Source organism: Marinitoga sp. 1197, from assembly GCF_001021165.1.
Classification (GTDB): domain Bacteria; phylum Thermotogota; class Thermotogae; order Petrotogales; family Petrotogaceae; genus Marinitoga.
Map to the genome: position 1 here is coordinate 18,303 of NZ_AZAY01000003.1, position 16,381 is coordinate 34,683.

Here is a 16,381-nt window from a genome sequence, read left to right on the forward strand (position 1 = left end):
TAGGAGTTGATTTAATGAAAAAAAATAAGTTTATATTATTAATTGTAATTCTAATATTATTTAATTTAAACATTAATGGGAAAATATTGAAATATGCAGAAGTAAGTAGACCTCAGTATTTCGCACCATATTTGAGTGATGATATTTTAACATTAAGAATTTTAGACCTCATATATGCCCCAATGTTTCGAATATTTAATGTTGAAACAGCTGGAGATATCACAACTCCAGTAAAAAAAGTTTTTGCAAATGAATATAATACATCACCATATCGTACAACTGTAACATTAAAAAATAATATAAAATGGTCTGATAATCATCGTAGAGAATTAACTTCAAAAGATATAGAATTTACATTTAATCTTATAAATTCAGATTATATAAACACATCCTATAAATATATTACAAGTATTATTTCAAAAATTAAAACAATGTCTAAAAAGAGTTTAAGTGTCGATTATAAAGTTTATACAAAATATAAACTTTCTGTACTAGATTTCCCTATAGTTTCCTATAGAACATATTTATCTCCAAAAAATTACTTTAAAAAAGTTGAAAAGGGAGATTTGAATTTTAACGGTCCATATATATTAGAAAAAACATTCAAAAGAGACTCTATTTATTTTAAAAGAAATGTTAATTATCCTGATCCTCCAGAAATTGATGGAGTAAAAATTAGTATTTCTCCTAGTTATGAAAATATAGAAAAAGGTGTGATTTCTGGACTATATGAATTAATTACAGATGTGCCTCCAGAAAAAGCATATAGAAATTTTAAAGGAGATAAAAGGTTTAATATCTATCCATCTTTTGAAAATAAATTTTATTATATATCGTTGAATTACAATAAAAATATTGAATTTAAAAATAAAAATTTTCGCCGTGCTTTAATATATGGAATAAATAGAGAAGGTATTTTAGATTCCGTATATTTAGGCGGCGGAAAGGTTATTAGTGGCCCATTCAATCCAACATTTTTTGGATATGATAACCAGATAATTCCATATGAATACGATCAAAAAAAAGCTATAGAATATTTAAAAGACGTAAAATTCAAGAAAAAATTTATTTTTATCCAACCACAAGGAAATAAAGAATTGGATAACGTAGTTTTTTCTATACAGCAAAACTTAAAAAAAATAAATATTATTCTTGATGTAAAAAAATATTCTTGGAGCGAATATCTTAATAAATTAAAAAATGGAGAATATGATATGGCTATAGTTGAGTATTCTTCTGCAAAAACTTTAACAAGTATAAGCCCTTTACTTTTACCTGATGGATATCTAAATTTTGGAAAATATAATTCAAAAGAGCAAAATGAAAAATTGTATAATTTGATAAAAGAAGTTGAAGGTCCATCATCCTTTGAGTTGGATCCAATTGTAATAACGACAAAATATAAAAATATCCATAAAATTTTACATGAAGAGATTCCATATATTTGGTTATTTACATTACAAAAAAGTCTTGTAATAAGTAAAATATATGATTTTGACTTTATTGTACCTTCACGTCCTTTTATGAACATTGATGAGTGGAGGGTTATAAATGAAAATTAAAAAAATATTAAAAATATTATCTATCTTTTTATTATGGTTCTTAACTATGTTAATAATCCATCTTTCCAAAACAGGAAGGATAAATGGCTTTTTTTCACAGTTTATTTTAATGATTAAAAATTTTTTTAATCAAAATTATCAAATAAGTAATTTAGAAATTATTAAAAGTTTATTAATTACACTTTCATTAATTATTGTTCCTATTATTTTTGGTGTTTTCTTTGGTGGAGTATTAGCCATTATATTAAAAAAAATAGATTTTAGTTTTTTATCCCTCTTTCCAGAATCCGTTTTATTTCTTTTTTTGTTGATAATAACTAATGGAAGATATACCCTTAATATTTCTTCTAATTTTAAGGGGATAATTATAAACATTGTTTTGATATGGGTTATTATTACTATAAGAATTTTGGGAATATCTAATCATTATATAAGAAAATCTTACTTTTTGTATGAAGAGAGTATATTTAACAGAATTACAGAGATTAGAAACATAAAAAAATTGAGGAAATATTTATATATACTCATTAGTATAAGTCTTGATTCTTTAAGTAATTTTATTTATGAAGTCCCTTTATTTATCACGTATAGTGCCATTCTTGAAATCAAAGCTCAAATTCCTGGAATAGCTTATTTGTTCTATACTTTTTTCGAAATTTCTGGAAGTTCTAATTTGATGAGAATAGGAACATTTATATTTTTAATATCAACAATATTTATAGAAATAATGTATATAATAATAGAAAAACGTTATAAAAAAGAAGGGATTGAAATATGAAAAAGAAATATATATTTTCTATCTTATTTTTATTATTTCATATAATAATTTCAATTTATGGATCATTTTATGTAGATGGTGATGAATTCAGAAATATAAAAATAATTGAAAACGAATTAAGTCAAAACACACAACATTCCGCCAGAATTTCAAGAAATAGTAGGAGTGAAGAATTTTCTTTGTTTGACATAATAAAAGGATCTTTATATGATTTATCTACCGTTTCTAAAAATGAAAACATATTAATACTTATAAGCGGATTAATTTCAATGATATTAGGAGGCATATTAGGAACAATAAAAAATAGTTATATTTCAAAAAAAATTATAAACGCAATATTACTTATACCTGGGCTTATTATAGTATTATTTATATATAATTTTTATAGCGGAAATATAATTAGTTTAAGCATAGCTATAGGAATAATAGTATCTCCGAGAATTTCACTTTTATTAAGAAACAGATTAGATGAATTAAATAAAGAAGATTTTACATTTCTTTCGCTATTAAATGGAAATAGTTATATGCAAATTTTAAAAAAAGACTATTTCCCTTACATCTTACCAATATATATTACAGCTATTGGATGGAGTATAGCAACATCTGTTATTTTTGAATCTATACTTGGATTTGCTGGACTAACTAATATATTTATACCAACTTTTGGAAGTCTATTCTATAAATTATACGACATATTTTTAATGTACAAATACTTATCAAACAATTATATTATATACACATTAATTGCAGGGACATATGCTTTTCTGTTTTTAATATCTTTAATTTATATGTTTAATTTTATATCCCAAATTTCTGAAATAAATCTTAAAGGAAAATATGATGAATATCTTTTAGAAGTTTTTAATGGTAAATCTTATATGAAAAGTAATAAAATTCCATCTCGCATTTTTTCAATAGTAGTTAAAAATCTAAAAATATATTCCAATATAACATCAAAAAAAATAATTGAAATTGATAATATAAAATTTAATAAAGGAGATAAAGTTTTGCTAATTGGCGAATCAGGAATTGGTAAAACTGTATTTATGAATGCAATAAGTGGTTTTTTGAGTAGAAATTTTAAATATACTGGAGAAATCTTATATATAACTGATCAGGGTACCTATAACATCTTTAATCAAAAGGATAGAAAATTATTATATAAATCTGGACTATTAGAATATATCTCTCAAAATCCTCAAAAATCTTTTAATAAATATTTTAGTTTAAATAAACAAATAAAGGATTTTGGCGCATATAAACAAATCAAGAATTATAATTTGCCAGATTACAATGAAAACTGTAAAAATTATGTTTATGAAAAAAATGAGGGTCATTTACAAATGTGGAATTTTGAAATTGCATTAACCAATTTTAGTCACAATCCTGGAATATTATTTTGCGATGAACCTACAGCATCATTAAACAAAATTAATGTTCTATCATATATAAAGAAAAGTTTTGATATTATAAAAGAAAACGACACATCTATACTTTTCTGGATAACACATCAAGTAGAAATGCTTATAGACCACCAAAACAATATTAGTTTCAATAAAATTTTAAAATTCGAAAGAAACGATGATAAATTTATTTACATTTTTGAAGATATGCAAGAAAATATGGCAAAAATAAAAAATGATATAAATGAATTTAAAAATAAAATGAATGATATTATGAATAAGATTTATAAAACAATTTCAAATAAAGAAGAATTTATAAAATTAAATCTCAAAAAAATAGAATTTTCTCAAAAGAAAATAAATTATAATATAAATGAAATATTAAATTTAGGAAACTTAGGAATTATTTACGGAAATAACGGTACAGGAAAAAGCACATTAGCTCGCATACTAATAAATTACCACAATAAAAATGTGGATGGAGATATTGCATATATTATAGATAACAAAAGGTTAAATTTAAAAAGTATAAAAAATAAAGATTATATATTTCTTTTAAAATACCTTGAGTATGTTTTTCAAAATCCTGAAAAAGCATTAAATCCATATAGAAAAGTTTATGAATACCTTGAAGATCTAAAAGAAAATTTTAATATAAACTATACAGATTTTTATAAAGAATTCAAAGAATTATATAAGGGGAAAAATTTTGAAGATATTTTAAAGAAAAGAATTTATGAATTAAGTTACGGTGAAAAAAAACGATTCCTTATATTTAAAAGCATTCTAAAAAAACCAAAATTACTGATTCTTGATGAACCTACCGCTTCTTTGGATTATAATAATATTATAATATTATTTAGAGAAATATATAATTTTAGGGAAACTAACAATAATAATATATTACTCATTATATCTCACAGTTCATTTCTTTTTTCAAACACATTGCATTTTTCTAAAAACGATTTAAAAAAGGCAAAAATAAAAATATTTAGAGGTGAGAAAATATGAAAAAAAAGGTTATTGTAATGGTATTTCTACTTTTAATAAGTACTTTAATGTTTTCTGAATTTGAATCATTGTTCATGACAACATTAAACAAAGATTTAAACATTTCTTTTCAATACAACCAAGATTATGGTCTTGGTGCTGAATTAGCTATAAAAAATATATTTATATCTGCTTATCCAGGAGTGAATTTTAATGATTTTAATGTTAACCTTTTTAACTATAAAATAGATGCTGGATATAAACTTACTTTGGGAAATCTTTCAATTGTTCCTTATTTTCAAATGGAAGCATTTAAAAATTCGGTATTCAATACAATAATTTTTTTAGATTATAAAAGCTTCGGATTTGGAATAAATACACCTATTTATACAACAAACAAGAAAAGCTTGGACTTTTTATTATATACCAAATTATATGGAACAGAATTTTTTCTTACAATTCCTTATGATTTTGAAGCAAGTTCAATACCTTATTTCAATCTTGGTGTAAGAGCAAATTTATTTAGAATTGGCTTTTCAATAGGTTCTACATTTGAAAATACAACACTTTCAAATTATAATGTACAATTATCTTACTTTAATAAAAAGCTAATCCCAATTAAAATAGAACTCAATAACGTTTTATCAAAAAATAGTATATATCGATTTAAAAAAAGCGCGGCAGTAGATATAAATATAAAAAATGAAAGTAAAAATAATAAAAATATAAAATATAAGATGCAAATTATACATAATTCAAAAGTTTTGTTCGAAAAAATATTATCTGGTGAAACTGCAAATATAACCTGGTATCCATCAGAATATGGATTATATGATATAAAATTGTATAGTTTAAATTCAGATTTCGATTTGAAATATAAAAAGATAGGATTTATTGTATATGACAACAAACCTACAATTAAAATAGAAAACTTTTCATATAAAACCGAGCAAAATGTAAGCAAAAAAATAAAAGTAATAACAGAATATAAATATTTTGATCCTTTTAAAGAATCCATTCTTTACGTTAACATAAATGGTAAATTATATAAAAAATTTCAATTAAATAATAAAAATCAGAAAATAGAATTGGATCTACCAACTTCAGAGTTGGGTACTTTTTCATTAAATATAAAAGTCGATGATAGTTCATTAACAAAATTTTATAAAGTAAAGAATAAAATTTCCTTCAAACCAATTAATATAAATTATTTTGAAAATAAAAATTTCAAAATTTCTCTTTCTGATTTATATAATAATCCTTTTGAATTTGAAGTTGTTGATTCAAACGGGAAAAAAATAGTTAATGAAGATATTACTTTTTATATAAAAAATAGAAAAGGAGATATTGTTTATAAATATAATACAAAAACAGATAAAGATGGAATTGCAAGATTTTTTATCTTCACCGATTCTTTAGAAAGTGATACATACAAAATAGATGTTCAAATTCCAAATCTACAGAATAATGAATATATATCTTTATACATAAAAAATATACCATATATCCAAATTGTAAAAAATCCATTTAAGATAAAATTTAACACAGTAAAAACTTCAGAATATTCTATAGGCGAAGGCAGTAATGAAAAGATTCCAGGAAAAACTAAAGTAAAAACTTCAGAAAATACATTTTATTATAACTATACTATAAAAAATAAGACTATTAACTATAGTGGCACAGATGAAACATTAAAAGTAAATATAATGGTTTATGATTTAAACGGAAAGCCTTTAAACACATGTAATGTAAATGCTAAAATATTTATCGAAGACGACCCAGACGCAGAAATTGATGATATATTGACTTATAAGAAAGAAATAAGATTAAATAATAAAGGACAAGGAGAAATAATTATTAATATACTTGATCATGATAAATTTATAGGAAATAACTATATTTTGTTAATATCTGCTTATACATTATCAAATGAGAAAAAAATATGGGGGGAAAACACAACATATAATTATTTAAGAATAAAGCCGATACAAACTATATTGAAAAAAGTAGAAATTAAATATCCACAAATAAGAAAATATGGGGAGAAAATGAAATTAAAATTCATATCAAAAGGTTATTCTTTAATTAATCAAACCTTAGAAAATATGAGATTTGTAAAAATAGAGGTTTATATGGAAGTAAACAATAAAACCTATACATATACCTTTTATACCAATCAAAAAGGTGAATATGAAATAGAAACACCCCCAATATATGATAATTCAATATATATATCTTATAGTGGTTTCCAACAATTTAGTGGTGAAGAAATAAAATTAAAAGATGAAAATATAACATTAAACATTAATAATTATACTTCTAAAAATATAGATTTTAAAAACATATATAATAGTAGTATAAAAACAGTCATAAAGAATAATTATAGTTCTAACATCAGGATTGATGACTCTTCAGAGTATGAATTAAAATTATTTATGAATAATTATCAGATTTCATCTTTTAAAATTGCTGGAAATAGAATATTAAATAATGATATATATAAAATATTTGATGTTAGAATACCAAACACCAAAAAGAGCAAATCAATATACCTTGAATCAAGAGTACCATTTGCTATATTTAAAGAAAATTTATTTATTGGAATCTCCACATATAAAAACTTTAAATATATATATAATGGAAAAATACCTTTTAATGAAGGCTATTTGCTAATTAAACCGTTAAAGGGAGATTTTTCTAATTACTATATAAGCCTAAATAATGGTGATAATATTGAAGAAAAAATTGAATTCTGTGAAGACATTGTTGATTATAAAATGAATTTTGAAATTGAAGATATGTTTGGGAATTTAAGTGAAGATTTGTTTGGAGTTAAATTATTTATTAATGACTATTATATAAAAACATTTGCCAATGAATCAAATGCAGATGTAAAAATACCATTATTCGAATGGGGAAATATTGTAAAAATCAAATTGATAAGAAACAATCATATTATATATGAAGAAAGTATAAAGCCCGCAAAAATTTTAACCAAAAAAACATTTGATAAACTAATTGAAGAAAAATTAATAAAAACAAAAATAATGATAGAAAATGATAAAACAAAATCAAACATGAAATTAGAAAAAATTTATGTTGAAGGTAAAACATTTAAAGGAAATTATTATCCTATAACCGAAGTTTATTTTGATGAAAATGGCAATATAGAGCTACCAGAAGGTACATATAATTTCTATATGGTATTTCCAATAGAAGATGGATATAAATTATCTAAAATTGGGATCAATAAAGAAGTATCAGAAAAGAACAACCGTGAATATTTTAAAATTAAAATCCCTCAATTCTTTGTAAATGTCTCAACTAAGTTCGACATAAAAGATAAAGATAGAATGATGAAAATATATTTAGATGGTCATGAAGTATATTATGGAAATACCAGTAAAATAGCAGAATTTTTTGTTCCTCGAGGATATCACTTACTTGAATTTGAAATACCTGGCTTTAAAAAACTAAAAATTTTAAAATTATTTGAAGAAACAATAAATGGTAATCAACCGTTAAATTTCGTAAAAATATATATAAATTCAAAAACATTCGAAGGAAATAAAATTTTAAATAAACATTTTTTTACTACCTCAGATTTATCTTTGTCAAAATATGAAAAAGATATAGAACATTCCTATTTTAAAGTTGCTCAAATGTATCAAACTTATCATATTATTTCAAAAGAAAAATATAGATTAGAAATAAAATCAGAAGAATTATCATTCGATTCAAAAACAAATTCATTAATATTTAATCCAAACGGAAAAAAAGAAATAAATATTATAAAAGACTACTACTATCAAAAAATTCAAACACCTTTCAATTTAAAAGGACTTTTACTATTAAAATCTTATTATAATGAAAGATATCCTTTAATATTAAATCTCATTTCTAACATTGAAAATAAAACACAAATACCTATAATGTATCCACAAAATATCAGAATACCACAGTTTAAAACTAAAAATAATGTATTATTAAAATTACCATATACACAAGGTATAAAAAGTGTAAATGTTAGAGCCATATATTCTATAAAAGATTATAAATATTTAATTGAATATATTCAAAATTGCGAAGTACATTCAGAAATAATTAAAGGTGGAAAAAATATTTTATATATAAAATTAAATAATTTATACGAAAAAGTGGATTATTATCTTGAAATAATATTTAAAAACTCAACTTCCAAAGAAATTAAACATTTTAAAATTGATGATTTTAATAATATTCAAGGAGAAAAACATTTCGATGGAATTCTAATAGATATAGAGCAATTAAAATTAAATAATGAAGATTTTTGATATTGTAGTAAAAAACTCAACATATAAAATAAGAGATGGGGGAAAATGAAAAAAATAATAATGATACTAATTTTAATAACGCTAATACTCTCAGGATGTGTAACAAATAACAACGCACCTTCAAAAGCATTAGAAGTTTATCCCATAAATTATAGCGAAGGAATACCGTTAAAAATCACATTAAAATGGCAAGGATATGATGAAGAAGATGGGAGCAATTTGAATTATGATGTACACGTAGGAAAATGCAAAGATAATATGAGTTTAATTGAAGATCAAATAACAAAAAATGAATGTCAAGTACTTGGATTAGAACCAACCACAACATATTATTGGAAAATAGATAGTATAGACAGTAAAGGAGCAAAGAGAGAAGGAGAAATATGGGAATTTACAACCAGAGAAAATACTCCACCAACAACACCAGAAATAATTGAACCAGAAAATGGAGGAACTAATGTAAGTTTAAATCCAACATTAAAATGGAAGTCTATTGATATTGATGGACATAAAATAACATATGACATATACATTGGAGCAGACAAAAACAGTTTAAAATTAATAGAAAAAGATTATGAAGAATCAACATATAAAATAGAAGGGTTAACGCCGATAACAGCATATTATTGGAAAATAATAGCAAAAGATGGGTATGGTGGAATAATAGAAGGAGATGTTTGGGAATTCAAAACCAAAGAAAACACCCCACCTACAAAACCAAAAATAATAGAACCATATAATGGAGCAAAGAATGTAAGTTTAACTCCAATATTAAAATGGAAATCAGAAGATATTGATGGACATAAAATAATATATGACATATATTTTGGGAATGACAAAAACAATTTAAAATTAATAGAAAAAGATTATAAAGAAACAACATATAAAATAAGGAAATTAGAATTAGGAATAACATATTATTGGAAAATAATAGCAAAAGATGGGTATGGTGGAATAGCAGAAGGAGAAATATGGGAATTTACAACATCATTATTAAAATGGAAGTACAAAACAGGAGGAGACGTATTCTCTTCCCCAGCGATAGGGAGTGACAGGACTATATATATTGGCAGTTGGGATAACTATGTATATGCAATAAACGGAGATGGAACATTAAAATTGAAGTACAAGACAGAGTGGGATGTATCTTCCTCACCAGTGATAGGAAGTGACGGGACTATATATGTTGGCAGTAGGGATTACTACTTATATGCAACAAACGAAAATAACGGTGGTTTAGCAGACACACCATAGCCAATGTTCCATGCAAATCCGCAGCATACTGGCAATGTCAATGACAATTAAAACATTACAAAAGTAAAATAAAAACACTATATGCTGATTTTAATCAAAATAACTATATTAAAACAAAAAGAACTTAGACAAATAATATATTATAGATTTTTTTAAAATACTAAAGATTTTTAATAAGGAGAGATATAATGAAAAATATAATATTTATAATAATGCTCATAACCCTTTCTATATTAACACAAGCAAATTTTATAGCAAAAATTAATACATCTGCTAATTTTGAAACTAATTATAAAAATATTTCATTTGATGATTTCAACAACTATTTCGGAATGAGTATAGGATTTAGTCCTATATCAAATAATTATATTATTGGCGAAGCTAAATTAAAAGATACCAAAGACTTTTCCCTAAATATAAAACTTAAAAATTATGATTTAATTCCTTGGGGTCCTTGGTTTATAAATATCGGGGCAGACGATATATTAAAATCACGTGATTTGTTTGGTGGAATTGGAAAAGAATTTCACATTAATCTTTTTGAGAAAGACTTTTTTAGATTGAATATTATACCAACAATTTTATATAAAAAAAATTCAGGATTTAATATAAGTATTAGTGCTATGGCAGAAATAGGTCTTTTGGACAAAAAAGAATATATTGAAAATATAAATTTTTCAAATTTGAAAAGTTTATATTCAGATAAAGAAACAACAAAATTTTATTGTGACCACGTACAAATACAAAGTAATATGAAAAAATATGATGGAGCAAATCATGATATAGTTTTCTATTTTGAAGACACTAAAACGTCTAAAGAGTATAAGGCAAAATATTCAAATTCTTACGTAATATTCGATGAAGTAATAAAAGAAACAACAAAATTAAAATTAAAAAAAATAGAAATGGATAATAAATTTTTTACACTGACTTCAAGAAAAACTATAAGTATCACATTTTATATAATAAAGAAAATAGATAATGTAAAAATAGAATTTAATAAAAACAAATTTATTATAAATGAATCTGAAGATGTGAATTTTAATTATGATATTGAAATAGATAATGAAAAAATAGAAGATTTAGAAGCATTTCAGAAATCACTTAACATAAAATGTGAATTCACAATTTATAAAAATAATGGTAATAAATCAGAAAAAATAAAAAACGAAAAAACAAACACTTCAAACCTAACTATAAAAGGTTTATATTTTTCCAAATTTGGTAATTATATTATTAAAGTAAAGATATACAAAGAAAATAAAATACAAAATGAAAAAAAAGATCAAATATCGAATGAAATCGAAAAACAAATATTAGATGAAAAAGATATACAAGTAATAGTACAACCTGAATTTTCTAAAATAAATATTGAAAGCAAAGATCCTTTTTTAGTCGAAGATAATAAAATTAAAGATTTAAATATAAAATTCAGAACTAAACAAAACAATGAATATATACCTCAGAAAATAAAATTTGAAAATGGAATAAAATATAATGAAAATATTCTATATATACCAAATATACCAAGTTCAAATAATGCAACAATAATAAAGTTAATACCAGTAAAAATAGATAACTATGAAATAAATCAAGAATTGAAACAAAACCTTTCAGATGAAATAAAAATAAAAAAGATAACAACTCAAACACAAATTTTCATTGAACCTAAAACTTCATCATTTAAGTCAGCAACAACATTGATTATACCTATAAAACAATTTAAAATAAATGGTATTGAAAATGATTTCAATTATCTACCTTTAGATATATACGCAAATAATAAGAAAATATTAGATAATGATAAAAAACTTCAAGAGAAAAATATAATCATAAAAAATACAGAAAATTATTTTACACATGGGAAAAATGAAATTTATATAAAACTAAATAATATTGAGAGTAATCATTTTTTTATAGAGATTGTTCCAAGTAAAATATCAAAAATTTATTTTTACTCCCAATATACAGAAATAAAAGAAAATGAAAAAACAAAAATTTATTATAAAATATTCGATAAAGCTGATATAGAATTAAAACATTCAGAAGAAAATTTAAAATTCAAATCAAAAGGCTTAAAAATCATCAACAGAACAGAAAAATATATAGAAGTTATCCCTGAAAAAAGCCATTCTTTTGGAGAAATAATGGCTACATATGAAAATCTTGAATTGGGAAATTGGGTTATAAAAATAAACCAAAAAGAAACTCTTGTGTCCGATTTCAAATTATCAACTAAAACACAATTAAGCACTCCTACAAAATCAGAAGAAATTTCTTCAACTATTCAAAAAAAAGAAGAAATAATTACATCACCTGAAACGTCAAAGAAAACCTCAGAAGCAACATCAATAAAAATAAAACTTGTAAGAAAAGTATATGAAATAGGAAAGACTAATATTGAAATAGAATCTTCTTATATTTCAGATAAATTAGATTTATTTATTAATGATCAGAAAATTCCATATAAAATCTCGGGCAATCGTATAATTGCTAAATATGATCAGAAAAGATTTGGAATTTATAAAGTGAATCTAAAATATAATAATATAGAAAGCAATAATGAATATTTCTTTATAATCCCCTCATCTCCTGAATACATAAAATTATATCCAGAAAAAACAGAAATTGAAAATAAGGAAACATTAAATTTTGAAATTTTTGACAAATTTAATAATAGAATCTATGTAAAAGAAATAAATAAAAATACTATAAAAACCACATTTAATGACGAAATAAAATTTAAGACTAGTGGTTTGAAATTAGAGTTAACCGAAAATAATATTATATTAATACCATCAGAAGAAGCCACAATGGTGAAAGTACAAATATTCTATAAAAACAAAAAATTAAAAGAGTTGAATATGAAAATAATACAGAAAAATATAATTAAAAAAACATTAGAACACACCAAATCAGAAAATATTAAACAAACGCAAAATGCAACTAAAACTACTATTGAAAATTATTCAATTAATGGTAAAAATTCAGAAAATCAATCTGATAAAGTTATTACTTCAACAAATATTAAACCAACAATAAAAGCAACCAAAACCAATTTAAAAAATCAATCTGATAAAAGCGTAACTCCAATAAAATTAGAAATTTCAAAAATCAAAAATGTAGAATTGAATATTTCAAAAATATTGATTGAAGCAGATACTCGGGAAAAGATCATCGAACCAAAAATTTCTCCAGACGGAAAACATATTGTATATATTAGATTATCAAACGAGAATATCTCATTAAACATTTATGAAATAAATAAAAATAAGAGTGTTAAAGTTATTGGAACAACTTCTATAAGGAAAAGGAAAGATCAAAAATATTCTATATATCAGTTTTATTGGTTAAATAATAAGGAGATTCTATACACAATGATAAAAGATAATTCATATAATATATATTTATATAATCTTCAAAACAAAACAAATTATATACTTATGGAATCAGAAAATAACGAAACAGATTTTGATATATTTGGAAATAACATAGCTTGGATATCAAATGCTGGACTTTACTATGGAAAAATTGATTTAACCCTTAAAAAAATAAGTAAGGTAAAAGAAATATTCCCACTTTCAACAGATAAACCTATAACCGAAATAAAATTTATAACTGAAAATCTAATAACATACATATATAATAACGATATTTATGTATATTCCATAGCAGATAACAAAGTAAAAAAATATACAAATTCATCAGAACTAATTAAGAACCAGATAAATTTTGTTAAAGACAAAATAATATATATATCTAACGAAAAAAATAAAGATTCAACATTGAATATTCTGGATATAAATACAGAAGAAAACTCAAGAGTTTTGAATAATTTAATTGACAAAGACTTTCATATAGCAGCAGTTAATAATTTCTTAATATTAAAATTATCTGGTTCGGAAAAATATATATTATATGACCTTGAAAACAAAATTTATAAACAAATAAAAATTTCTGGTATTGAAGCAATATCATTAAATAATTTCGGATTAATAATGAAAAATAAATACGAATATATAACATATTTTGAAGGATTTAATGGAAAAGAAAATATTTTTGAAGGAAATATTATAATAAGAGGTGAATAAAATGGATAAAATAATAGTACTCACATTACTAATAGCAATGGTTGCAGGAGGATTAATTGGCGGAATAATAAACAACAATCCACCATTAAAAGCTACAGAGGTTTATCCATTAAATAACAGTGAAAATATAGTATTAAATCCAACATTAAAATGGGAAGGATACGATATAGAAAATGGAAGCAATATTAAATATGATATATACTTTGGAGAAGATAAAAATAATTTGAAATTAATAGAAAAAGATTATAAAAAAAATACATATAAAATAGATAATTTAGATCCAATAACAAAATATTATTGGAAAATAGATAGTATTGATAGCTTAGGTGCTAAAACAGAAGGCGATATTTGGGAGTTTAAAACTAAAGAAAATTCTCCACCTACAACGCCTGTAATACTTGAACCATATAATAATGCAAAGAATGTAAGTTTAAATCCTATTTTAAAATGGAAGTCTATTGATATTGACGGGCATAATATAACATATGACATATATTTTGGTGAAGATAAAAATAATTTAAAACTAATAGCAAAAGATTATGAAGATTCAAAATATAAAATAGAAGGTTTAGAAGTAGAAAAAACATATTATTGGAAAATAGATAGTATTGATAGCTTAGGTGCTAAAACAGAAGGCGATATTTGGGAGTTTAAAACTAAAGAAAACACACCACCTACAACCCCTGAAATAATTGAACCATATAATAATGCAAAGAATGTAAGTTTAAATCCTATTTTAAAATGGAAGTCTATTGATATTGACGGGCATAACATAAAGTATGACATATATTTTGGAGAAGATAAAAATAATTTAAAATTAGTGAAAGAAGGATATGATGGAATAGCATATAAAATAGAAGGTTTAGAAGTAGAAAAAACATATTATTGGAAAATAATAGCAAAAGATAGATATGGGGGAATAGCAGAAAGCGCTATTGCTAACTTTACAACATCATTATTAAAATGGAAATTTAAAACTGAGGGTAAGGTAGCTTCCTCCCCAGCAATTGGAACCGATGGCACTATTTTTGTTGGTTCAGATGATCATTATCTATATGCAATAAACCCTGATGGGTCTCTGAAATGGAAATTTGAAACTAATGGTAGTATTTTTTCTTCACCTGCGATTGGAAAAGACGGTACTATTTTTGTCGGAAGTGATGATAATTATATCTACGCAATAAACGATAATGGAACATTAAAATGGAAATTTAAAACAGAAGCTTTGATTCGTTCTTCTCCAGCAATCGGAGCGGATGGTTCCGTTTTTGTCGGTTCATATGACAATTATTTATATGCAATAAATCCTGATGGATCTCTGAAATGGAGATTTAAAACTGGAAATTGGATATATTCATCTGCAGCAATCGGAGCGGATGGTTCCGTTTTTGTCGGTTCATATGACAATTATTTATATGCAATAAATCCTGATGGATCTCTGAAATGGAAATTTAAAACAAATGGAATTGTATACTCTTCACCAGCAATAGGAGCCGACGGCACCATTTACGTTGGTTCATATGATAATTACTTATATGCAATAAACCCCAATGGGTCTTTGAAATGGAAATTTAAAACTGGAAATAATATAATATCCTCTCCAATGTTAGGAAATAATGGAACAGTTTATATTGGAAATGGTGATGGTTATATCTACGCAATAAACTCTGACGAATCTTTGAAATGGAAATTTGAAACTGGACGATATGCTGATTCCTCACCTGCAATAGGCACAGATGGTACCATTTATATTGGCAGTTGGGATAATTATTTATATGCAATAAACCCTGATGGCTCTTTGAAATGGAAATTTGAAACAGAAGGAGAAATATACTCTTCCCCAGCAGTAGGAACGAATGGGGCAATATATGTCGGTTCATATGATGGCTATTTATATGCAATAAATGGAAATAACGGCGGTTTAGCAGACACACTATGGCCAATGTTCCATGCAAATCCACAACATACTGGCAATGTTGATGACAATTAA

At 23.9% G+C, this 16,381-nt stretch carries 7 protein-coding genes; all 7 read left to right on the top strand.

Annotated elements, in window-relative coordinates; all coding sequences use genetic code 11:
- Window positions 1–14: 14 nt before the first annotated feature.
- The 7 genes from X275_RS00695 (at window position 15) to X275_RS11280 (ending at window position 16,381) form a co-directional block, all read left to right on the top strand.
- Window positions 15–1,562, top strand: coding sequence for an ABC transporter substrate-binding protein (locus X275_RS00695; protein WP_047267074.1), 1,548 nt, complete (start codon window positions 15–17; stop codon window positions 1,560–1,562).
- Window positions 1,552–2,340 (top strand): hypothetical protein, encoded by a 789-nt coding sequence (locus tag X275_RS00700; protein WP_047267075.1) that lies wholly within the window; start codon window positions 1,552–1,554, stop codon window positions 2,338–2,340. The genes X275_RS00695 and X275_RS00700 overlap by 11 nt, the downstream gene beginning before the upstream one ends.
- Entirely contained in the window at window positions 2,337–4,754 is a 2,418-nt protein-coding gene (locus X275_RS00705) for an ATP-binding cassette domain-containing protein (protein WP_047267076.1), read from the top strand. The genes X275_RS00700 and X275_RS00705 overlap by 4 nt, the downstream gene beginning before the upstream one ends.
- A complete protein-coding gene (locus X275_RS00710; protein WP_047267077.1) occupies window positions 4,751–9,046 on the top strand; it encodes a hypothetical protein in 4,296 nt (1,431 codons plus the stop codon). Before X275_RS00705 ends, X275_RS00710 begins: the two co-directional genes overlap by 4 nt.
- 45 nt (window positions 9,047–9,091) lie before the next feature.
- Window positions 9,092–10,300: a PQQ-binding-like beta-propeller repeat protein gene (locus tag X275_RS10935; protein ID WP_052913469.1), complete on the top strand. Its 1,209-nt coding sequence runs from the start codon at window positions 9,092–9,094 to the stop codon at window positions 10,298–10,300.
- Window positions 10,301–10,488: 188 nt separating this feature from the next.
- Window positions 10,489–14,391 (top strand): TolB family protein, encoded by a 3,903-nt coding sequence (locus X275_RS00720; protein ID WP_047267078.1) that lies wholly within the window; start codon window positions 10,489–10,491, stop codon window positions 14,389–14,391.
- A gap of 1 nt (window position 14,392) precedes the next feature.
- Entirely contained in the window at window positions 14,393–16,381 is a 1,989-nt protein-coding gene (locus X275_RS11280) for a PQQ-binding-like beta-propeller repeat protein (RefSeq protein ID WP_197072563.1), read from the top strand.